The organism is Nocardia sp. MDA0666, assembly GCF_003023875.1.
In the GTDB taxonomy this organism is placed as follows: Bacteria; Actinomycetota; Actinomycetes; order Mycobacteriales; family Mycobacteriaceae; genus Nocardia; species Nocardia aobensis.
Genome location: NZ_PYHT01000002.1, coordinates 40,664 through 59,723 on the forward strand (window position 1 = coordinate 40,664; position 19,060 = coordinate 59,723).

General features: G+C 68.8%; 23 protein-coding genes. 6 read left to right on the forward strand and 17 right to left on the reverse strand.

The features are described 5' to 3' along the window. Positions 1 to 28: 28 nt before the first annotated feature. From C8258_RS04690 to C8258_RS04715, 6 genes are all read right to left on the reverse strand, one after another. Positions 29 to 1,462 carry an MFS transporter gene (locus tag C8258_RS04690; RefSeq protein ID WP_106954102.1) on the reverse strand — a complete coding sequence of 478 codons (1,434 nt, stop codon included), beginning with the start codon at positions 1,460 to 1,462 and terminating at the stop codon, positions 29 to 31. Positions 1,463 to 1,503: 41 nt separating this feature from the next. Further along, the gene (locus tag C8258_RS04695) at positions 1,504 to 2,319 is read right to left on the reverse strand and encodes an alpha/beta fold hydrolase (RefSeq protein WP_036507742.1); all 816 of its coding nucleotides are present in this window, start codon (positions 2,317 to 2,319) and stop codon (positions 1,504 to 1,506) included. 44 nt (positions 2,320 to 2,363) lie between these two features. Next, positions 2,364 to 2,732 carry a nuclear transport factor 2 family protein gene (locus C8258_RS04700; protein WP_106954103.1) on the reverse strand — a complete coding sequence of 123 codons (369 nt, stop codon included), beginning with the start codon at positions 2,730 to 2,732 and terminating at the stop codon, positions 2,364 to 2,366. Positions 2,733 to 2,840: 108 nt separating this feature from the next. Next, positions 2,841 to 3,947, reverse strand: a complete 1,107-nt coding sequence (locus C8258_RS04705) for an FAD-binding oxidoreductase (RefSeq protein WP_106954104.1) — start codon at positions 3,945 to 3,947, stop codon at positions 2,841 to 2,843. Between the two features lie 53 nt (positions 3,948 to 4,000). Then, positions 4,001 to 4,771, reverse strand: a complete 771-nt coding sequence (locus tag C8258_RS04710; protein WP_106954326.1) for a maleylpyruvate isomerase N-terminal domain-containing protein — start codon at positions 4,769 to 4,771, stop codon at positions 4,001 to 4,003. A gap of 85 nt (positions 4,772 to 4,856) precedes the next feature. Then, positions 4,857 to 5,783 carry an alpha/beta fold hydrolase gene (locus C8258_RS04715; RefSeq protein WP_199195586.1) on the reverse strand — a complete coding sequence of 309 codons (927 nt, stop codon included), beginning with the start codon at positions 5,781 to 5,783 and terminating at the stop codon, positions 4,857 to 4,859. 503 nt (positions 5,784 to 6,286) lie between these two features. Here C8258_RS04715 and C8258_RS04725 point away from each other — a divergent pair. Together C8258_RS04725 and C8258_RS04730 are read left to right on the forward strand one after the other, a co-directional pair. Next, complete coding sequence (locus C8258_RS04725) at positions 6,287 to 6,976, forward strand: DedA family protein (RefSeq protein WP_106954106.1); 690 nt, start codon at positions 6,287 to 6,289, stop codon at positions 6,974 to 6,976. A 140-nt stretch (positions 6,977 to 7,116) separates the two neighbouring features. Then, the gene (locus C8258_RS04730) at positions 7,117 to 7,983 is read left to right on the forward strand and encodes an alpha/beta fold hydrolase (RefSeq protein ID WP_106954107.1); all 867 of its coding nucleotides are present in this window, start codon (positions 7,117 to 7,119) and stop codon (positions 7,981 to 7,983) included. Positions 7,984 to 8,006: 23 nt separating this feature from the next. Here the strand turns inward: C8258_RS04730 and C8258_RS32800 are convergent, their stop codons facing one another. Next, on the reverse strand, positions 8,007 to 8,162 hold the full coding sequence (locus C8258_RS32800; RefSeq protein WP_199195587.1) for a hypothetical protein: 156 nt from the start codon (positions 8,160 to 8,162) through the stop codon (positions 8,007 to 8,009). 202 nt (positions 8,163 to 8,364) lie between these two features. Here C8258_RS32800 and C8258_RS04735 point away from each other — a divergent pair, with 202 nt between their 5' ends. Next, a complete protein-coding gene (locus tag C8258_RS04735; RefSeq protein WP_106954328.1) occupies positions 8,365 to 8,958 on the forward strand; it encodes a DUF4291 domain-containing protein in 594 nt (197 codons plus the stop codon). 137 nt (positions 8,959 to 9,095) lie between these two features. On the opposite strand, the gene C8258_RS32510 is transcribed toward C8258_RS04735, so the two are convergent. From C8258_RS32510 to C8258_RS04750, 5 genes are all read right to left on the reverse strand, one after another. After that, complete coding sequence (locus C8258_RS32510) at positions 9,096 to 9,236, reverse strand: hypothetical protein (RefSeq protein WP_158271224.1); 141 nt, start codon at positions 9,234 to 9,236, stop codon at positions 9,096 to 9,098. Positions 9,237 to 9,384: 148 nt separating this feature from the next. Then, positions 9,385 to 10,011: a nitroreductase family protein gene (locus C8258_RS04740; protein ID WP_106954108.1), complete on the reverse strand. Its 627-nt coding sequence runs from the start codon at positions 10,009 to 10,011 to the stop codon at positions 9,385 to 9,387. A 162-nt stretch (positions 10,012 to 10,173) separates the two neighbouring features. After that, positions 10,174 to 10,329, reverse strand: coding sequence for a DUF6131 family protein (locus C8258_RS32805; protein WP_086007020.1), 156 nt, complete (start codon positions 10,327 to 10,329; stop codon positions 10,174 to 10,176). Between the two features lie 123 nt (positions 10,330 to 10,452). Further along, positions 10,453 to 10,833: a hypothetical protein gene (locus tag C8258_RS04745; RefSeq protein WP_199195588.1), complete on the reverse strand. Its 381-nt coding sequence runs from the start codon at positions 10,831 to 10,833 to the stop codon at positions 10,453 to 10,455. Between the two features lie 5 nt (positions 10,834 to 10,838). Next, complete coding sequence (locus C8258_RS04750) at positions 10,839 to 11,426, reverse strand: helix-turn-helix domain-containing protein (RefSeq protein ID WP_106954109.1); 588 nt, start codon at positions 11,424 to 11,426, stop codon at positions 10,839 to 10,841. A gap of 62 nt (positions 11,427 to 11,488) precedes the next feature. Here C8258_RS04750 and C8258_RS04755 point away from each other — a divergent pair, with 62 nt between their 5' ends. Beyond that, positions 11,489 to 12,340 carry an alpha/beta fold hydrolase gene (locus C8258_RS04755; protein ID WP_106954110.1) on the forward strand — a complete coding sequence of 284 codons (852 nt, stop codon included), beginning with the start codon at positions 11,489 to 11,491 and terminating at the stop codon, positions 12,338 to 12,340. A gap of 10 nt (positions 12,341 to 12,350) precedes the next feature. Here C8258_RS04755 and C8258_RS04760 read toward each other — a convergent pair whose 3' ends face one another. After that, entirely contained in the window at positions 12,351 to 13,253 is a 903-nt protein-coding gene (locus C8258_RS04760; RefSeq protein WP_233224879.1) for a Cof-type HAD-IIB family hydrolase, read from the reverse strand. A gap of 288 nt (positions 13,254 to 13,541) precedes the next feature. Then, entirely contained in the window at positions 13,542 to 14,660 is a 1,119-nt protein-coding gene (locus tag C8258_RS04765) for a CdaR family transcriptional regulator (protein ID WP_158271225.1), read from the reverse strand. 298 nt (positions 14,661 to 14,958) lie between these two features. Between C8258_RS04765 and tatA the strand changes: the two genes are divergently transcribed. Together tatA and C8258_RS04775 are read left to right on the forward strand one after the other, a co-directional pair. Then, positions 14,959 to 15,210 (forward strand): Sec-independent protein translocase subunit TatA, encoded by a 252-nt coding sequence (gene tatA, locus C8258_RS04770; protein WP_106954112.1) that lies wholly within the window; start codon positions 14,959 to 14,961, stop codon positions 15,208 to 15,210. A gap of 122 nt (positions 15,211 to 15,332) precedes the next feature. Then, positions 15,333 to 16,448 (forward strand): XdhC family protein, encoded by a 1,116-nt coding sequence (locus C8258_RS04775; RefSeq protein WP_106954113.1) that lies wholly within the window; start codon positions 15,333 to 15,335, stop codon positions 16,446 to 16,448. Positions 16,449 to 16,469: 21 nt separating this feature from the next. Here the strand turns inward: C8258_RS04775 and C8258_RS04780 are convergent, their stop codons facing one another. Genes C8258_RS04780 through C8258_RS04790 form a run of 3 tightly spaced genes read right to left on the reverse strand, consistent with a single transcriptional unit; the run spans position 16,470 to position 19,053 of the window. Next, positions 16,470 to 16,970 carry a nucleoside deaminase gene (locus tag C8258_RS04780; protein ID WP_106954331.1) on the reverse strand — a complete coding sequence of 167 codons (501 nt, stop codon included), beginning with the start codon at positions 16,968 to 16,970 and terminating at the stop codon, positions 16,470 to 16,472. Beyond that, positions 16,970 to 18,049: a hypothetical protein gene (locus C8258_RS04785; RefSeq protein WP_106954114.1), complete on the reverse strand. Its 1,080-nt coding sequence runs from the start codon at positions 18,047 to 18,049 to the stop codon at positions 16,970 to 16,972. Before C8258_RS04785 ends, C8258_RS04780 begins: the two co-directional genes overlap by 1 nt. Before the next feature lie 35 nt (positions 18,050 to 18,084). Then, the gene (locus C8258_RS04790) at positions 18,085 to 19,053 is read right to left on the reverse strand and encodes an antibiotic biosynthesis monooxygenase (protein WP_106954115.1); all 969 of its coding nucleotides are present in this window, start codon (positions 19,051 to 19,053) and stop codon (positions 18,085 to 18,087) included. Positions 19,054 to 19,060: the final 7 nt, after the last annotated feature.

Below are 19,060 nucleotides of genomic sequence, written 5' to 3' on the forward strand. Positions count from 1 at the left end.
CCGGTGGTGACCACCGGGGCTCCGATCTCTACTTCCGTACGCGTGTGGCGGGGAGTAGTTGCACCAGTGCGGCGGTGAGCAGGCACAGCAGCGCCATCGGCACCAGGCTCGCGACGAACGCCGACACGAATCCGCCGGGCGCTGCGAGCCGGTCGTAGAAGACGATGCCGACCACCGCGATTCCGACCGCGCCGCCGACCTGCTGCGCGGTGGCCAGCACGCCCCCTGCGGCGGCGGCGTGCTGCGGCGTCACACCCGCCAGCACGATGCCCGGCATTGGCACCAGCGCCAGACCCATTCCCGCTCCCGCGACGATCATCCCCGGCAGCAGGTCGAGCACCGAGCCGTTGCCGCCGAGCTCGTGCGCGGTGATCGTGAGCAGCAGATATCCGGCGGCCTGGAGCACCGCGCCGACCGCGACGACCTGCCGGCCGAGGCGGGCGGCTGCCCGCTCCGACAGCATCGAGGTGAGCAGGTAGGCCCCGCCCAGGGCGAGGAACAGCAGGCCCGACCCCAGGGCCGACAGGCCGCGTCCCTGTTGCAGATACAGCGCCAGGAACAGGAAGAACGATCCCATGGTCATCTGGTAGCTCAGCGCGATGGTGGAACCGACCGCGAACGAGCGTTCGGCGAACAGGGCGGGATTCACCAGCGGTTCCCCGCCGCGGGCCGCCGAGCGCCGGGCGGCGGTGACGAAGACGGCGATCAGCACGGCGGCGGTGGCCAGTGAGAGCCAGGTCCACAACGGCCAGCCCTGCTCTCGGCCCTGGATCAGCGGCAACACCGCCGCCGCCAGCGCGGTCGCGATGAGGCCGACGCCGAGCCGGTCCAGGCGGGTGCCGCCGTCTCCGCGTGATTCGGGGACCAGCCGTGTCAGCACGGCGAGGGTGAGCGCACCCACCGGCACGTTGATCCAGAAGATGGTGCGCCAGCCCAGCCCGAACAGATCGGCCTGGATCAACAGCCCGCCGATGAGCTGGCCGAAGACCGCGGCCAGGCCCATGGCCAACCCGTAGGCGGCGAAGGCGCGCACCCGGCGCGCGCCGGTGAACACCACGCTGATGATGCCCAGGACCTGCGGCATCAGCAGCGCCATCCCGGCCCCCTGCGCGATCCGGGCGACGACCAGTTCGGCGGCGTCACCGGCCAGCGCGCAGGCCAGGGAGGCGAGGGTGAACACCGCCATGCCGAGGCCGTAGAGCCGGCGGCGGCCGTACAGGTCGCCGAGCCGCCCGCCGGTGATCAGCCCGGCCGCGACCGCGAGGCCGTAGCCGGCGACCACCCACTGCATGGTGGCGCTGCTCGCCTGCAGATCGGCCTGGGTGTCGGGGATGGCGACGTTGACGATGAAGAAGTCCAGTGTGGCCATGAAGATTCCGGCCAGCAGGACGAGCAGGGTGGCCCGTGCGGGCGGTGCGCTCGCCGGGCGGGTGCCACGGACGAGCAGGGTGGGTGTGGACATGGGTGTTCCTCGGGGATCGTGCTGCGGGACAAGGGGTTCGCTCAGCCCTTGACGAATTCCAGGAGATCGTCGTTGAACTCGGCAGCGTGCGAGGTGTACAGACCGTGACCGGCGGTCGGGTACTCCTTGTACACCGCCTCCGGCATCAGCTCGGCGGTGCGCCGGCCGGTGACCTCGGCGGGTGCGGAGAAGTCGAGGGCGCCGTGCACGATGAGCGCGGGAACAGTGATGCCGCGCAACGCTTCCCGGTTGTCGCAGTGGAAGACCGCCTGCTGCATCTGCAGCGTCGCCCACGGCGCGGTCGACAGGCACTGACGGTAGGTGATGTCGATGTGTTCGGGGGAGACGTCCGGATTCAGGTGGCTGTTGAAGTAGATCTGCGACTGCCGGGCCAGCCACCGGCCGCGGTCGGTGCGGATGCTGGCCACCAGCGCGTCGAGCATGGCTTCCGGGATGCCGCCGGGGTTGTCGTCGGTGGCCTTCATGAAGGGCAGGATCGCCGCGAGGAAAACCACTCGGGCGACACGGCTTTCACCGTGGCGGGCCAGATACCGGGCGATCTCCGCGCCGCCGGTGGAGTGGCCGACCAGGGTGGCGCCGCGCAGGTCGAGATGATCGAGCAGGGCACCGAGATCGTCGGCGGTGGTGTCGATGTCGTAGCCGGTGGACGGGCGGTCCGAGCGGCCGTGGCCACGGCGGTCCAGGGCGATGCAGCGGTAGCCACGCTCGGTGAAGTACGGAATCTGGTACTCCCACATCTCGGTGTTGAGCATGGCGCCGGCGACGAAGACGATCGGTTCGCCCGTGCCGTAATCCTCGTAGGCGAGGGTGGTTCCGTCGGTGGTGGTGAAGTACATGATCTGTCCTTTGCGGGGGTGAGTGTCGGGTGCCGGGAGGGGGATCAGGCGCCGGTGGGCACCTTGTCGAGGAAGCCGAGGATCTGGCGGATGCGGCCGTCGTCGCCGAGCGCGGCGACGTCGAAGCCGATCACCAGCGGCTCCTCACCCGGCCGGCCCAGATGCCAGGTGAAGCGGGCGATGCCGTGGTGGCTGTCGATCGGGCCGCCGAGCGTGAATTCCAGTCCGGCGAACTGCTGCTGGACCGCGGCGACGGCCGCGTCGAGTCCGGCGTGGCCGCGCACCGACACCAGCGGATCGGTGTATTCGGCGTCGTCGGTGAGCAGGTCGGCGATCTGCGCGGCACGGGCGGCGGAATCGGTCTCGTTCCAGACGGCGAGGTAGCGTTCGACCAGGTCGTTGATGTCGCTCACGGGATTCTCCTTCGTGGTGGTGACGTTCCGACCACAAAGTTATGGAGTTCCGGGCGACGGGGAATCTGTCGCGCTTAAGTACTTTCGACGGTAGTGCCGGGCGGTGTCCTACCGGTCGGCGGCGGGATCGCCGAGCCGCCGCGACGGGTCCAGGGTGGCGGCGGGTTGTCCGGTGGTGATGCTGTCGGCGAGCGTGGCGCCCAGGACCGGGGCCAGTTTGAACAGATTGTGCCCGGCGAGGAAGGTGGCGCCGCCGTCCTGCCAGGCGGCCAGCCCGTCCTCACCCCACGGCAGCCGGGTCACCCAGCAGTGCACATAACCCTCCGGTTCGGGTGCGAGTCCGGGTAGTGCGCGGTGGACGTAGCCCGCGGCGCGTTCGGCCAGCCCGGCCAGCGCCGTGGGATCGACCGAGCCGCCGTCGTTGCTGGGCACGGAATCGCTGAGTCCGAGCGCGTAGTGGGTGTTGCCGGGGAACGCGGCGGCATAGATGCCGGTTTCGCCGAATTCGCCGCTGCTGTCCTGCAGCGTGGCCAGTGTGGCGGGCGGCGCCGATCGCGGGCGGAAGGTCACCCGGACGTGCGCGGACAGCTGCACCGGCAGGGCGAGACCGAGCGTCCGAGCCAGCGGCGCGGTGCCGCGGCCCGCGCAGACGACGACGCTGCCGAAGTCCGAACAGGTTGTGCCGGTGCGTAATTCGACCGTTCCGGCGGCGGTGTGCCGCAGGGTGAGGACGTGGTCGGTGACCAGCGAATCGCGCAATCGTTCGGTGAGAGCGTCGATCGCGGCGACGGTGCGGATGGAGCCGCCGGTCGCGTCCAGCATGGCCGGTCCGTCGTAGTCGGCCAGCAGCGGCAGCCGGGTCGCCAGCTCCTCGGCGTCGATACCGCGGGCGTCGATTCCGGGCGTTCGCCGCAGGATCTCCAGCTTGTCGGCCACGCCGGCCCCGAGCGCGACCGCCCCGTCCCGCGAGATCAGTTCGGTGCCGAATTCGCCTTCCCAGTCGCGCCAGACGCGCCGCGCGGCCACCGCCATCTCGACCAGCCGGGGATCGGTGTGCGCATGGCGGAAGATGCGGGATTGACCGGCCGACTGGCCGCCGCCGGGCAGGCCCGACTCGTACACGGTGACCGACAACCCGGCCCGGCGTAGTGCGTGCGCGGTGGACAGGCCGACGATTCCAGCTCCGACCACGGCGACATCGGTTGCGGCACCCATCTTCGCGGACTACCCGCCCACACAGCCCGCAATCCCGGCCGGTGGTCGCGGGCTCAATACCCGCCGAGCAGCGCGCGGAGCCGGCCCAGTTCCTCGGGGCCGGCGGTACTGTGCCAGCGCGTCGGGTCGGCCGGTCGTCGACCCCACAGGAACAGCGCGCGCACGGCCGGATCGCTCTCCACCGTCGCCTGCCCCTCCGGCGGTACCAATTCGATGGAGTTGCCGTCCGGCTCGGCGACGACCAGGACGTCGTCGGTGCCCGGCGCCCGCAATCTGCCCTCGATGCGGCCCTCGGGACCGAAATCGATATTCCTGCTGCCGCGCGCGAGCAAGGGCAGACCCACATCGCGCACGCTGTGGCGAGTTATCCACGGCTGCATGAGCATATCGATCGCCGTGGCGTCGTCGCCGGTCATATCCCAGCGGTGCAGCACCATCTCCTGACGCATGTGCTCGAGAAAGAAGTCCGGGGCGACGGTTCGCCCGGTCCAGCCGATCGCCTCCAGCGGAGACAACGTGTCGATCACCTCGGCGGTCTCGACGAGTTGTTCGCACCGGTCCACGAACGCCGCCCACAACTCGGCGTCGGGCATCGCGCGGTAGGGCGCCTCACGCTCCTCGAAACCGCGGGTCGGCACCGGGCTGCCCGCCGCGTGAGCGGCGAGCACCCGCGCGAGTTCTTCCGCGTTACCGGTGTTGTGGATCAGGACATCGCGGACGGTCCAGCCCTCGCACCAGGTGCCCGCGTCGGGCCGGCGCGCCTGCACGGCACGGGCGAAGGCCTCCCATTCCGGCAACGCTTCGGCGGCACTGTGTGAAACCATCGGCATCTCCTCCGACCGGGCCCGCGGCGCCCGGCTGTCGTGGCGGACCCGTCCTGATTGGCGCATACCCCGCCGCCGCCGGAAGTCACCCGGTGATTCGCCGCTGCGGTCCGTATTCATCGATGATCCGGACTATTTCGGCCGCGACCAACCCCGGACGCTGGGTCGGCACCATATGTCCACAGTGCTCGGCGACGACATGCCTGCCGTGCGGCCGTGTCGCCCGCCGCCGATGTGCGGCATTGATCGCGGCACGCGACCGGGCCGAGATACCGAGGGAGGCGGAGTCGGCGGACACGATCGTGACGGCGATATCCCGGCGGTCGGGCCCGGCGTCGCGCAACTGTTCGAGATCCGCTGTGTGGCAAGCGAGTTCGGCGGCACGGGTACGCATCGCCGCCGTTGTGAAGCCTTCGGCGCGGAAGTCGGCGCGGGCGTCGGCGGGCAGCGCGGTGAGGGTGTCACGGTAGGCCAGTGGCAGTGCGCCGACCCGTGCGAGTGCGGCGCTGAGCCGCTGTCCGGTTCGTGCCGCCCGCCGCGACGCCGCGGTGAACAGATCGTCGCAGAATTCGTCGGTCGGGTCGAGCAGGACCGTGCCCGCGACGCGGTCGGGCCGGTGCGCGGCGGCGACCCGCACGATCGGACCGCCCCAGCTGTGGCCGACCAGCACGAACCGCGGTGCGGCGAAGCGTTCGGTGAGGTGATCGAGCAGATCGACGAGGTCGTCGGCCAGGCGTCGGAGGCCGCGCGGTGCGCTGTCGGGGGCGCTGCGGCCCAGACCGCTGCGGTCGTAGACCACGGTCGGCGCGTAGTCGTCGAATTCGCGCTGCACCGCCGCCCAGTAGGAGCGGGTGCAGGCGAGTCCGCTCTCGAAAACGACCAGGGCCGAAGGATTGCCGTCCCGCCCCGGCCGGTGCATGTAGTACAGCCGGCGTTCGTCGCGGGTGGGCGCCGTGCTCGCCGTGCCCTGGCTGTGCGGTGCGACCCGAGTCCCCTGCGTGCTCCCAATCACATTGGTTAGCCTAACCTCTCGCCGCCGACGCGCGGACCTTGACCCGCCTCGCGCACCCGCACCTGCCGCTCGTCCTGATCGGCCATTCTCTCGGTGCGGGCACCGCGGTGGTGGCGGTGGCCTCCGATGCTGCGGCGGTCGCGCACATTTCCGGAGTCGTTCTGCTCGGCACTCCGGAACAGGCTCCCGCACAAGGTTTCTCGACACCGCCGGTGCCTACCCCGGTACTGCACGGTGTCGACGATCGACGCGCGCCGCCGGCACCCATCCGCGCGTGGACGAATGACGCCCGCGACTGCCGGACCGTCGAAGTCCCGGATCCCGGGCACGATCTGCTGCACGAACCCGCCCCCCATCGGGTAACCGCGAGATCGTCGACTTCGTCCACGCCTGCGGTGCGGTGATGAGCGGGTCCCTCGCCACTTGGGCGCGACCCCGATCGGATCGGGTTCGGCGGCGCGATCCTGGGCACTCGCCAGGAGACCAGGAAGGGTGTCGATGGGATGAACCAACTGCAGGATCTCGTCACCGGCGCGGCCGGGTCGCCGTGGGTGTACTTCGCGCTGCTGGGCGTCTGCATCATCGACGCCTTCTTCCCGCCGGTCCCCAGTGAATCGGTGATCGCCGCACTCGCGGCCATCGGCAGTTCGACCGGGAAGCCCTCCGTCTGGTTGCTGATCGTCGCCGCCGCGATCGGCGCGATCATCGGCGACAACCTGGCCTACACGATCGGTCGCGCGATCGGCACGGATCGTTTCGCGTGGATGCGCAAGCCGAAGATCCGGCGGGCATTCGACTGGGCGCGCGGAATGCTCGACAAGCGCGCGGCCCTGCTGATCATCACGGGCCGCTACATCCCGGTCGGTCGCATCGCGGTCAACATGACCGCCGGGGCGACCCGTTATCCGCGCCGGAAATTCGTACCGCTGACGGTGATCGGAGGCATCAGCTGGGCGGCGTATTCGGTGGCGATCGCCAGTGCCTTCGGGCGCTGGCTGCGTGATCAGCCGCTGTTGGCGGCCGTGATCGGCATCGCCTGTGCGATCGTCCTCGGCTTCCTTGTCGACCGCATCGTGCGGCACTTCTTCCCGGGCACCGACGAGGACCGATCCGGCGCCGAGCACGACGACGACAGCCTGGGCGGGGACGACGCGGGGGAGAGGGCGGAAGCGCAGCGGCGACAAGCGTCGTGACTGCGCCCCGGGTCGGTCACGAAATCCGTCCGCGGGCGGATGAGCGCGGCCCCTGCGGCCCGTTACTGTCGGCACCGCGTCGATCGGCGCCGCGCTCGCGGCGGCGACTTGTTCGCGCACAGTCAGGGGAAGGCACGGACATGGACACGTTCACGCACGCCGGATTCGTCTTCGACGTCACCGACACGCCACCGCCCTCGGGCAGCGCGACGCCCGAAACCGTGGTGCTGCTGCACGGCTTTCCGGAGGATCGCCACTGCTGGGATGCGATCACGACGACCCTCACCGCGGGCGGCTATCGCGTACTGGCACCGGATCTGCGGGGCTACTCACCGGGGGCGCGCCCGGCCGCGCGGTCGGCGTACGCCACGGCGCGCATGACCGGTGACGTGCATGCCCTGGCCGACGCGGCCGGCGTCGAGCGCTTTCATCTGGTCGGCCACGATTGGGGTGCCGCGCTGGCTTGGTCCGTCGCCGCCGAGCGGCCCGACCGGCTGATGTCGCTGACCGCCCTGTCGGTGCCGCATCCCATGGCCTTCGCGCGCGCCATGGTCACGAGCAGCCAAGCCCTGCGGTCGTGGTACATGGCCGCCTGTCAGCTGCCGTGGTTACCTGAACTCGTGCTCTCCGCTCAGGGGGGCCGGGCGATGCGGCAGGCCCTGATCCGCGCCGGGCTCGATGCGGAGTCCGCGAACCGATACGCGGCACGCGCGGCGCATCGACGGGACATGCGCGGCCCCGTCAACTGGTACCGGGCACTGCCGTTCGCGCTGCGCGGCCCGGTCGGCCCCGTCGATGTTCCGACGCTGTTCTGCTGGGGCACCGCGGACCGTTACGTCACACGGGCCGCAGCCCAGGCGTGCGGCCGTTACGTCACCGGCCCGTATCGCTACGAGGCCCTCGACGGCGGCTCGCATTGGCTGCCCGAACAGGCCTCCGACCAGGTAGCCGCGCTGCTCCTCGAGCATCTGCGAGCGCCGGTCGCCGGCGCAGCCGGCCGTTCCTGACCCAGCTGCCGTTGCGGCGCCGATCAGTCGGGTGGTTCCTGGGCGTTCTCCTCGGTGCCGACGTCGTCGGCGACCTCCCGGGTCGCCATCCCGCCGTTGTCGCCCTCGTCCACCGGTCCGGGCCGCCCACCCCGCGGTTCGTCGGTGTCGTCGTCGTTCCGATGATTCGGATGGGACATGAATTCGTCCTTTCTCGAGGTTCGTAGCGGACTACCTCGACAGCCGTGCGGCAAACGCCTGCGGCGGAATGCACTCCGCCGCCGTGTGGACGAAAGATGCGTTCGGACCGATTGTCCTGGCTGGGGCGGGGTGGGAGGTATGTATGTGCACCGGAGCGAAATTCGCTCGCCGATCGAGTCGTTCTGCGTCACGCTCTCCCACATGGAAGAACCGCAACGCGGGATCCGCGCGCTCCACACGGCATCCACCGTCACCGTCTACCAGGCATACTCCCCGGGCATCGGCAGGCCCGCCATCGGCGATGGCCGCTTCCCGGCGGCATGGAAGCGGGACCGGATGACGTGGATCAAGCCGTCGTTCCTGTGGATGATGTACCGGTGCGGCTGGGGTATGAAGCCGGGTCAAGAGACCGTCCTCGCCGTGGAGATCTCACGCGGCGGCTTCGAATGGGCATTGCAGCATGCGTGCCTGTCGACCTACAAGCCTGGGCTGCATCCCGACCGCAGCACCTGGCAACGTCAACTGAAACGTTCTCCCGCCCGCGTCCAGTGGGATCCCGATCGGGATCTGTACCTGCAGCCCCTTCCGTACCGCTCGCTGCAACTCGGGCTCTGCGGTGACGCCGTGCGACGCTACGCCGACGAGTGGACAGTCTCTATAAGCGACATGACTCCGCTGGCTCGCGAGATTCATGGGCTGGTCAGAGACGGCGACCTCGAGTCCGCTGCCCGATTACTGCCTCGTGAACGCCCGTACCCCGTCGCGGACGAACTGCTGGCACATCTTCGTTCGTGACTGCGGATTCGCAAGCACGGGTGGGTGGGCCCACGCCTCGGGCACCAATCGTTCGATGGCGGCGAAATCGGCTGTCTGGCAAGTGATTTGCGCGGCGTTGGCACGCGAAGCGACAACCACCCCTCGGAATAAGTCGTCTAGAGCGAGATCAGTAGTACGCCGGCCGCGACGATCAATGCGGCCCAGACCATCAGGACGAGGACGGCGGACCGGGCGTCCTCGGTGTCGTTCGGCGCGGCCCGGCGGCGACGGTGGGAAGCGGTGATCGAAACGTTCACGAGCTCTCTCCTTCCGCGATCGGTCGGTACTCCAGGCCTACCCCGAACCTCAAGCGCCACAACATGTCTCGCAGAAGCGGCGTATGGGTTGTGTCACAACATCCGCGAACCCGATGGCTTCGAACGTCGTCCGGCCGGGTCGCCGATCTCACCAGCCGTTGATGTGCAGTACCGAGTCCAGATCCACACGGGGGCCGGGCCGGAAGTCGGTGCCCTTGGTGTAGGCGACCGGGAGTAGCACACCCTGGCGGACGTCGTCGGGAATGCCGAGAATCTTCGCGACCTCGCGCTCGTACTGCAAATGCAGTGTGGTCCAGGTGGTTCCGAGGCCCCGCGCGCGCAATGCCAGCGCCAGGCTCCACGCCGCCGGAAGCAGCGAACCCCACAGACCCGCCTGATTGTCGGGCAGCGCCCCGCTGGTGCCCGTGCTGATCGCACCGATCACCAGCACCGGGACCTCCGCCATCACCTCACGCAGATAATCCGAACTGGTGGCGATGCGGGCGGCGCTCTCGTCGGCGGGTTCGCCCCCGGCCTCCCGGTAGGCCAGATGTGAGCGCCGGTAATACTCCGCGACCTGGGCCTTGACCGCCGGATCGGTGAGCACGATCCAGTGCCAATGCTGCCGATTGCCTCCGGACGGTGCTTGCAGGGCCACCTCCAGCGCCTCGCGGATCACCTCCAGCGGCACGGGCCGCGTCAGATCCAGACGGCGGCGCACGGCACGCGTGGTGGTCAGCAATTCATCCGGGGTGAGCGGAAGCAGTTCGGTCACTACGGGTCTCCTTCTGGATCGGCGTATACCGTCCAAGGATGCCCGACCCGGGTTTTGTTCCCCGGATGTGCCGACGCGAAGGATCCGCACAGACGAATGGCGAAGCGCGCACTCCCGCCACACGGTGGGAGTACGCGCTCCGGAGAAAGGAATTCGCTGCCGCTAGTAATAATGCGCGCGGCCGGCGACCGGACGTCCGAACGCTCCGAGCAGGGCGAGAATCGCGCCGATGACGACGGCGATGATGCCCAGGGTCCAGAGGATCGGGATGCTGAAAACGAACCCGAGAACGAGGAGGATGACTCCCAGAATAATCATGTGAAACTCTCCCTTTGCCTTTTGTTATCCAGGCGCTGCCGCGTTCGGCCGTACTTCGATAACAAATCGCAGATACCCGGCTTCGACGGGCGTAAACAGAACGTATCGGGAGAGAATCCGGCCTCAGGGCGCTCGCGCCAGCCACCGCCAGCGCGGCAGTTCGGTGCCGACCGTCGCGACCGCCAGCGCGGTGACGAGGACGGCAACCCAGGCCGGCCAGGCGAACCAGGCGCCCAGCACCGCCGCGGCGATCAGCACCACCATCATCGCGATGGTGGCCCAGCCCGGAACGGCGACGAGCACCTGCTTCTTGTCACCGCGGGTCACGAAGATCGACGGCACGCCGATCAGGACGACCACCGCGATCACCGCCGCCGCCACGGACCACGACACCAGCGCCCACGGCGCCGCGACCCAGGCGATCAGTTCCGTGGCGACTCGTGCGATGGCCGGGCCGCGGCCCTGTTCGGTGAGATTCGGTGAGACATCCGCACGTTCGGACATGTCCCTCAGCCTCGCACGCCCGTATCCCGCACGCACGGCGAATGCGGTGCGACCGGCTCAGCCGGGCGTTCGCGCCCGGGAAACATGACAGGACTGATCAGGTAGGGGCGGCGGTTCGGGCCGGGACCGTTCCCGGTGACCGAGGCGAGGACGCGGCGGAAACCGTCGAGCATCGTGTTCAGTTCGTCGGGTGAAAGCCACAGCGTGCCTTGGCGGTAGCCGACCGAGTCGGCGACCGGATCGGCGCCGGGCTCGTCGAGATAGGCGTCGAATTCGGCGATCAGGACGGCCATGGCGGTGGCGAATCCACGGCGGTGGTCGTCGAGGGTCATGGCCGCGGCCGCCTTTTCGTCGATCGCGGGGCGGTCGGCGCGCAGCCGATAGGACCGCTCGACCGCACCGCGGACCCGCCGCTCATCGGCGACCTCCAGGATGCCGCCGTCGACGAGGAGACCGAGGTGCCGGTAGATCGTCGTCCGGGGCACATCAGGCAGACGGTCGCACAACTCGCCCGCGTTTCGCGGGGTGTTCCCGGACAACGCATGCACGATGCGCAGCCGCACCGGATGCAGAAGGAGGTCGGCAGGATCCATGGCTCAACTATCCCATTATTGGTACTATTTCCAAAGTTGGGATTGATTGAGAGGGGGCCCGGATGCGGGACGTGCCAGGCGAACGAATGACGGTGCGCGGCATCGAGTTATATGTCGAGCAGGGTGGCGCGGGGCAGACCTGCGTGCTCTTCGAATCCGGCGCCGGCGCCGGGCGGACCCTGTGGGATCCGGTGGTGTCCGTGCTCGGCGATACCGTGCGGACCGTCGCCTACGATCGGGCCGGTCGTGGCCGCAGTGCCCGGATGCAGCCGCCGCAGAGTCTCGACGAGATGGCGGCCACCCTGGTCGCGCTGGTCGAGGTGCTGGCACCATGTCGGCTGATTCTGGTCGGGCACAGCATGGGCGGGCTGATCGTGCGTCGCGCCGCGGAAAGTCTTGTGCCGCAACCGATCGGATTGGTTCTGGTCGATCCGACGCCGGAAGCGGCTCCCTTCTACGCGGACTGGGCGGCCACGGCGACGAGGACGGATCGTGTGCTCGCGGTGCAACAGTCGCTCGCTCGCTTTCGCCCGGTGATGCGCGCGCTGACCGGGTCCTACGGTCGCATGTTCCCTGCCGACACCTACGAGACCATGCTGCGGGAGGATTTCACTGCCGCCGGCATCACTGCCACCCGAAGCGAATTCGATGCCTTCGCCACCGGTATCGGCCCGTTCCGGGACAACCCGCCGCGGCCGCCGGGCGGCGAGGTCGTGGTCATCTCCGCGCTGCGGGCCGACCGGTGGCACGCTCGGCATCACGACACCATCCGCGAATACCAACGCCGATTCACCGATCGGGTGAACGGCCGGTTCGAGGACGCGGACTCCGAGCACATCGTGCCGGCCGAATGCCCGGATCAGGTCGCCGCCGCGGTGCTGCGGATGGCCGGAGCGCCGGAGCGCGCGGTGTGACGAACGGTGCTCAGGAACCGAACAACCGCGACAGCACCGTCACGACGCCGTCCTCGTCGTCGGCGGGTGCGAGGTAGCGGGCGCGGGCGCGAACGTCGGGGTGGGCGTTGGCCATCGCGAACGACCACCGCGCGGCATCGAGCATCTCGAGGTCGTTGAGGTAGTCGCCGAACACCGCGGTCCGGGCCGATGGGATGCCGAGTGTCTGCTGCAGTGACCGCACCGCGCGCCCCTTGTCCGCATCGCGGCTCATGATGTCGATCCAATGTTTACCGGACACCACGACCTGCTCGCGTGCGGCGATGGATCCGAAAACGTGCTCGGCTGTCCGCTCGGCGTCGGTGAAGTCGTAGATCGCCAGTTTCAGCACCTTGTCGGTCACCGCGGTGAGATCGTCGACGCGCTCTAGGCGGGCGTAGTACTTCGCCGCCTCGGCGACGAACGCCGGATCCGTGCGCTCGATATAGGCACTGTCCAGGCCGCACACCACCAAGCCGAGCTCAGTGGCGCCGGGTGCTTCCCGGACCGCCTGCACGACCTGTCGCACGATATCGACATCGAGGCAGGTCGCGGACACGGCGACGCCGGAATGGACTACCAGACAACCGTTCTCGGCGATGTAGGACACCTCGTCCGCAGCCCGCTCGAACAGCGCGGCGAGCGTCGCGTACTGCCGCCCGCTGGCCGGCACGAAGGTCACTGCGCGCGTACGCATCACCTCGAGCAGCGGCCAGAATGTGTCGGGCACGGTCCCGGCCTTCGTGAGCAGGGTGCCGTCCATATCGCAGACGACCAAGCGCACGCCGTGGTCGCCGGGCGGGATCGAGGACCACGACGGTGGCGCCGGGGCGGTCGAACCGCCCAGGGGGCCATCGTTTTCCGGTAGTTCGTCGCTCGCCGATCCGCTGCGCACCTATCCACTTTCGTCATGGACGACACCGCGGGCACGGTCGTCTCGCCTCTACTTGACCTGGTCAGTATGTACGGCGCCGGCTCGGCGGCGCGAAGCCCCCCGGCCGACCGGCGACCCGTGCCGCCGGTCGGATACGTCCCCTGGGGAGGTGCACAAAACCCTAATCTGTAGGGAAGTCAGGCGTTTTCACCATCCGGTGCACGCCGCCGCCCGAAGATACGGTGGAGCGCGGCGAGCACTGAGCCGCAGCGCCGCGCTCCATCTCGGCGGCGGCGCTCGTCGAGTGCGTCAGCGGGCCGGCATATGTGCGCGATAGGCGCGGGCGACCAGCGCGGCCCGGACCTGCAGCAACCCGGAGGGCGAGGTCGGGTCCACTCCGATCAGCCGGCCGATGCGTTTGAGCCGGTAGTCGACCGTATTGGTGTGCACCCGCATCTCGTGCGCGGTGCGCTGCCGATTCAGCTCGTTACCGCAGTGCCGCACCAGCGTCTCGGTCAGTTCCGGATGGTCGTCGAGCGGGTCGAGGAGGGTGCCGAGGATTTCCAGCGCCGGTCCGGGCCGCGTGAGCTGGTATTCGAGGGCGAGGTCGCGCATGCGGTAGAGGCCGGGCCGGCATCGCAGTGCGTGCACGGTGTCGAGCAACTCGTGCGCTTGGGTGGCCGCCGCGGGGACAGCGGCACGGGCGGCGTGGACCGCCGTGGCGGTGATCGGTGTCCGCGTGGCCGCGGCCAGCGTGTGCACGACGTGATCGAGACAGCGGTCGGAACCGACGACCGGATAGGGGACCAGCGCGGTGCCGCCGCTCGGCGACAGCTGGAACAGCACCGCGCCGTTGTTCATCCGTTCGAGGACGGCGCGGGCACGGCGCATGGTCCGTCGCGCCTGGACCGAAACGTCGGAACGGGGGCTGTCGCCGGACTGGGTCGGGAACGACATCGCCAGCACGTGGTAGCGGTCGGCGAGTTCCACTCCGCATTCCCTGGCCGCCGCGGCGGCGGATCGCCCGCCGAGCAACGCGGAGGTCACCGCGTCGCTGCTCGGCCGGTAGTCCTCGGCCGCGTCGGGAACCGCTGCCGAATAGGCATCCGCGATACCGGTTGTCACGATTTCCAGGGCGTCCAGCACGCGATCGACCGACGTCACGATCGTGTCGACGTCGTCGCCGGAAGTCCGCAGCGACCCCAGGTGCAGCCGGAATGCCTCGAACACCGTGTGCTGAACGGTCTCGAGGCTCAGCCCGCACCGGACCCAGCTGTCCGCGGCGGCGGTCAGCCGCGCGGCCGCGCCCGAACAGCTTCCGCCGAAGGACAATTCGTCCAGAACGTCGTGGCACCGGCCGGCGATCTCGTCCACCTCGACGGGCAGCTGCGCGACGGACGAAGGGGCCGCGGCAATCTCGACACCCATGGCAACCTCCACCTGCGTTCCGGTGCACATCACACGCGACCGGCTGTTCGACTCTGTCGCTGCCGACCCGGTGACACCACGTCGGCAACGGCGAGTATGTTACTGCACATTCACATGTTGCGGTAGCTGCGGAAAGCTTCATCAATCCAGGTGAAAGCGCAATTTGCTGTGTCAACGTGCGTGGCAAGTTATCATGAACTCGTCCAATGCCGCCGCCGGGGACGAATGGTCTCGCCGGTGGAATCCCTGGGCCGACGGCCACCGTCCGAGCGGCTCCGGCGCACGAACGGAGGTTCCGATGGGTTCGTTGAGTCCGACCCACTGGCTCATCATCGCACTGGTGGTCGTGGTGTTGTTCGGCGCCAAACGCCTGCCCGACACCGCCCGCGGCCTCGGCCGCTCGCTGCGCATCTTCAAAAGCGAAATGAGCGAGATGCACTCCGAGGATTCCGGCTCGCCGCGTCCCACATCGGCGCCCGCGGCTCCGCTGCCACCCGCGCAACCGGCGAATCCCGCAACCTCTGCCGTCGAGGATCGCCACCCGAGTTGACCACTATCGGCCGCGGCTCGTCGACGCGTTGTGGCCGCGCGAAACTGCGGGGGCGGGCATCATTCAAGGATGCGGTTACAGCAGTCGAGCGCTGCGGCCACGACCGAAGGGCGCCTCCGGCAGTGCGCGACATCCTCGCGGCGCTGACCTCCGTCTGGCGATCCGGTGGCACCGCCGGTGTCGCCACGGTGGTCCGCACCCGGGGATCGGCGCCGCGACCTGTGGGTGCGGCGATGGTTGTGGCTCCCGACGGCACCGTGGCCGGATCGGTCTCCGGTGGCTGCGTCGACGCCGCCGTCTACGAGCTGGCCGCCGAGGTGGCGCGGACCGGGCGGTCCCGGCTGCACAGCTACGGAGTCGATACCGATGAACTGTTCGGTACCGCCCTCACCTGTGGCGGTGAGATCGACATCTTCGCCGAGCCGATATCCCGGAAGACTTTTCCGCATCTGCCGGTGGTGATCGCCGCTGTCGCCGCGGACCGCCCGGTCGCGATCGCCACCGCCGTCGCGGATGCGGACCGCGCGCGGCGGGGCCGGCGGCTGATCGTCACCCCGGATGCGGTCCACGGCTCGCTCGGATCCGCACGAGCCGACGCGGCGGTGGCCGAGCGGGCTCGCGAACTGCTCGCGGCCGACCATGCCGAGCTGATCGGCCGCGCGTCGCTGGAGGCCGGCACGGACGTCTTCGTGAACGCCTTCGCCTCCCGCCCGCGGCTGCTGATCTTCGGCGCCATCGACTTCGCCGCCGCGCTGGCACAGCAGGGCGCGCTGCTCGGTTACCGGGTGACGGTCTGCGACGCCCGCCCGAGGTTCGCGACTGCCGACCGTTTCCCGGCCGCCGACGAGGTCGTCGTGAACTGGCCGGATCGCTACCTCACCGCACAGGCGCAGCGGAACACCCTCGACGGCCGGACCGTCGTCTGCGTCCTGACCCACGACCCGAAATTCGACGTCCCCTTGCTGCGGGTGGCGTTGCGGCTCCCGGCACTCGGTTACATCGGTGCGATGGGATCCCGGCACACCCACGACGATCGGCTGCGCCGGTTGCGCGCGGCCGGACTCACCGACACCGAATTGTGCCGGCTCGCCAGTCCGCTCGGTCTCGACCTGGGCGCTCGCAGCCCACAGGAAACGGCGGTGTCGATCGTCGCCGAGATCATCATGCGCACCCACGGCGGCGCCGGTCACCCGCTGACCGAGATCGGAGGACGGATCCATCACGACCACACCCCGTGACCATGGTCGAATACCGTTGTGTCACAACGAAACAACGCCGTGTCGCTCCCCGAACAGCCGGTACACCTCCACGGCATCGGCGCGCGGCAGATAGCGCATCGGCAGTCGCCGCTCATTCCAGGGTTTGGCGAACTCGGCGTAGAAGGTGGCCGGTTCGAAGTACTTGTCCTTCCCGCCCGCCATATACGGCGCGCACTCCTCCCGCGTGGCCAGGAAGACGACCTCGTCGGGCGCGCAGTGGTACAGCGCCGCCAGGCACATCGGGCACGGGTGGGCGATGGCGTAGACCGTGCAGCCGGTCAGATACTCGGTCCCCAATGTCCGGCATGCCTCCCGGATGGCGTGAATCTCCGCGTGATCGGTCGGATCATGAGTACGGGCAACACAATTGCTGCCCTCGGCGAGAATCGCGCCGTCCTTGACGATCACGGTCCCGAACGGCAGTCCACCCGCGGCGACACTGTCGCGAGCGATGTCGACGGCACGCTGTGCGAAATCCGCGGAACTCGTCGCCTCCGGCATCAGCGGACCGGCTCCGGGCGGATCGGGCATCCGACATCCTCCAGCCGTGCCGGTCCGGTTCCCTTGGCGGGGTCGGTCTTCCACGGCCAATCGTCGGAACGGAACGGCGCCAGCGGCGGCAGTATCGGTTCCCTTCCGCGCGCGGCCATTTCGCGTTCGATGGCCGCGCGCCCGCCGCCACCGAGCAGTTCGACGTCCATCAGGTAGTAGTCGCGGAAGAACACCATGCCCAGCGAGCGGTCGGCGACGATGCGGCCGAGCACGTCGAGCAACTTCTCGGGTGTGGTCTCGAATTCGGTCGTCTCGACCAGCAGCAATCGGTCGCCCATCGTCTCGGTGCCCATGAATTGGACGAGAACGCTGTAGAGGATGTTGTTCTGCCGCGCGACGTACAGCGAGTTGCTCACCGCATAGGTGCGCTCCCAGTCCTCGCCGAGGCTCGCCTTCCATTCGTCGAGGACCGACATCCAGTGGCCGACCTGAGCTCCCGAACCGATGCCGATCGACCGGGCCGAATACGGTTCGGTGTCGCGAATGAATTTTTCGACGTCGTCGTAGCTGTAACCGCCGCGGTCGAGGCATTCGTCCATGAAGGTGAGGTTGCGGTGCAGGATCTCGTGTAGCACCGCGCGGTCCTCGTCCGAGATCTCCAGCGCGCCGAGGCTGTCGAAGGCGGTGCGGTGCTGTGCCCGATACATCTCCAGCGGCGGACGCCACAGCTGATTCGCATACGCGTTGGAGATGTACGGTGCGACGATCTCGTAGATCGCCATGGTGCTGTGGCCCACCGACTTCGCGAGCTGGTAGACGATCGGCACCGGCGGTGCGACCTCCGGTTCCCGGCCGGGCCGGTACAGGATCATCTGCCCGCCCGCGCCGGTGAACAGCGCCAGGATAATGGGCACCTGATCGAGCATGTTCTGTTTGAATTTCTCCAGCGATGCGTCGTACAGCTGCAACATGGCTGTGTTCAGCGCCAGCACCGACTGTTCGGCGACGGTGCGGGCGCTCGCGGGCGGCTCGTCGGCGATCACCGGGCGCATGAAGGCCGGGACCGCGCTGCCGTTGGATTCGGTCATTGTCGTCACTTCTCCTTCTCGGTTGTGGGCCGGTGTCACGGCAGATGCCAGAACACGGAGGTCACCAGCCAGAACAGCACCGTCCAGAACGCCATCACGGCGGTGATGAGCACGGCGCCGCGGATCTCGATCGCCTTGCGCGGCGACCCGGGGGCCGGCTGCAGCCAGCGTTCGAGCAACGGATTCACATAACGCGGCATCGTCACGAACGTCATGACGAAGCTGGACAACAGATTTCCGATCAGCATGCCCAGCCACAGCGGCATTCCCGCGGGCGCCAATGCCAGCGAGAGCAGCACGACCGTCGGATACAACCCGACCCACACCGCGATCGACGTCTTCGTCTGCGACGGTGCGTGTGCGGGACCGTCCTCGTCGAAGGCGAACCAGCTGCCGAACGAGTTGTCGATCGTGCGTAATCGGAAGTCGCTGAACCGTTTTCCCTCGTCGAGCAGTCGCTGCCGCTCGCTGGAGGTCAGCCAGCGGTCCAGGTCGGCGGCGCTGTCGTAGCGGTAGAGCATCGTCCACTCGTCCTGCACGCCCTCGATCGGCCGGAAGATCTCCGAACCGCGGAAGCCGGGAAACCCGTTCTCCGCGTGGCGAAGTCGTTCCTGCCACGCCAGGAACTCGTCGATCTGCTCGGGAACGACTCGATGGGTCACCACCGCGGTGACGAGGGTGTCGGGCGGCGCGGCCGCGCCGGTGACGATCTGCTGCGTGGGCGGGCCGTCGAGATAGCGCCGCCCCTCGGCGAGGCTGTCCTGGCGGGTGGCGCTGTTGATCCACGCGCGCAGATTCGGAATCGAGTCGAACCGATAGATCAGCGACCACTGCGCCTGCGGGTGCGCGGGCGGATCGATCTCCGCGGCAATGAATCCCGGATACTGCGACGCCATGCTGTTGAGCCCGTGCTGCCAAGCCAGGAACGCCTCCTCGCAGCCGGGACGAACCTTCTCACCGATGATGACGGTGGCGGCGTGACCGGCCGGCGTCTCGCGGGGCATCGTGGTC

What these genes read in the sequence shown, in the direction of transcription:
- C8258_RS04690 (WP_106954102.1), bottom strand. Translation starts at nt 1,462, where the DNA reads ATGTCCACACCCACCCTGCTCGTCCGTGGCACCCGCCCGGCGAGCGCA.
- C8258_RS04695 (WP_036507742.1), bottom strand. Translation starts at nt 2,319, where the DNA reads ATGTACTTCACCACCACCGACGGAACCACCCTCGCCTACGAGGATTAC.
- C8258_RS04705 (WP_106954104.1), bottom strand. Translation starts at nt 3,947, where the DNA reads ATGGGTGCCGCAACCGATGTCGCCGTGGTCGGAGCTGGAATCGTCGGC.
- C8258_RS04710 (WP_106954326.1), bottom strand. Translation starts at nt 4,771, where the DNA reads ATGGTTTCACACAGTGCCGCCGAAGCGTTGCCGGAATGGGAGGCCTTC.
- C8258_RS04725 (WP_106954106.1), top strand. Translation starts at nt 6,287, where the DNA reads ATGAACCAACTGCAGGATCTCGTCACCGGCGCGGCCGGGTCGCCGTGG.
- C8258_RS04730 (WP_106954107.1), top strand. Translation starts at nt 7,117, where the DNA reads ATGGACACGTTCACGCACGCCGGATTCGTCTTCGACGTCACCGACACG.
- C8258_RS32800 (WP_199195587.1), bottom strand. Translation starts at nt 8,162, where the DNA reads ATGTCCCATCCGAATCATCGGAACGACGACGACACCGACGAACCGCGG.
- C8258_RS04735 (WP_106954328.1), top strand. Translation starts at nt 8,365, where the DNA reads ATGGAAGAACCGCAACGCGGGATCCGCGCGCTCCACACGGCATCCACC.
- C8258_RS32805 (WP_086007020.1), bottom strand. Translation starts at nt 10,329, where the DNA reads ATGATTATTCTGGGAGTCATCCTCCTCGTTCTCGGGTTCGTTTTCAGC.
- C8258_RS04745 (WP_199195588.1), bottom strand. Translation starts at nt 10,833, where the DNA reads ATGTCCGAACGTGCGGATGTCTCACCGAATCTCACCGAACAGGGCCGC.
- C8258_RS04750 (WP_106954109.1), bottom strand. Translation starts at nt 11,426, where the DNA reads ATGGATCCTGCCGACCTCCTTCTGCATCCGGTGCGGCTGCGCATCGTG.
- C8258_RS04755 (WP_106954110.1), top strand. Translation starts at nt 11,489, where the DNA reads ATGCGGGACGTGCCAGGCGAACGAATGACGGTGCGCGGCATCGAGTTA.
- C8258_RS04765 (WP_158271225.1), bottom strand. Translation starts at nt 14,660, where the DNA reads ATGGGTGTCGAGATTGCCGCGGCCCCTTCGTCCGTCGCGCAGCTGCCC.
- tatA (WP_106954112.1), top strand. Translation starts at nt 14,959, where the DNA reads ATGGGTTCGTTGAGTCCGACCCACTGGCTCATCATCGCACTGGTGGTC.
- C8258_RS04780 (WP_106954331.1), bottom strand. Translation starts at nt 16,970, where the DNA reads ATGCCGGAGGCGACGAGTTCCGCGGATTTCGCACAGCGTGCCGTCGAC.
- C8258_RS04785 (WP_106954114.1), bottom strand. Translation starts at nt 18,049, where the DNA reads ATGACCGAATCCAACGGCAGCGCGGTCCCGGCCTTCATGCGCCCGGTG.
- C8258_RS04790 (WP_106954115.1), bottom strand. Translation starts at nt 19,053, where the DNA reads ATGCCCCGCGAGACGCCGGCCGGTCACGCCGCCACCGTCATCATCGGT.